We start from the raw sequence: 299 nt of genomic DNA on the forward strand, positions 1-299 counted from the left end.
CTTCCATCTTGGCGCCGTTGCGGCCGACGATGATGGGGTCGATCTCGAGTTTCTCACCCGATTTCAGCGTGATGCCCCCCTGATCGCGGAGGGCGAGAATAGAACGCACCAGGTGCTGATTGTAACCCATGCGGCCGGTAACGCCGTGCAAGATGATCCCCAAGCGTGCCATTTTTTCCTCCCAGCAAATTTTTGCGGCGGGAGCGGGCATCCTCGTCCGGTCCTCCCGAGCCGGTAACTAAACAGTTACTTGATGGCAGAAGAGCGGCGGGCCTGTCAATAGCCAAATCCTGCTTTCA

The 299-nt window shown here is 57.9% G+C and carries 1 pseudogene; it reads right to left on the reverse strand.

Going from position 1 to position 299, the window contains the following annotated elements:
• Positions 1-172: pseudogene (locus EOD29_RS31180) on the reverse strand (gfo/Idh/MocA family oxidoreductase); the annotation flags it as partial.
• Positions 173-299: the final 127 nt, after the last annotated feature.

The sequence above is a fragment of the Mesorhizobium sp. M1A.T.Ca.IN.004.03.1.1 genome (genome assembly GCF_003997555.1).
Lineage (GTDB): Bacteria > Pseudomonadota > Alphaproteobacteria > Rhizobiales > Rhizobiaceae > Mesorhizobium.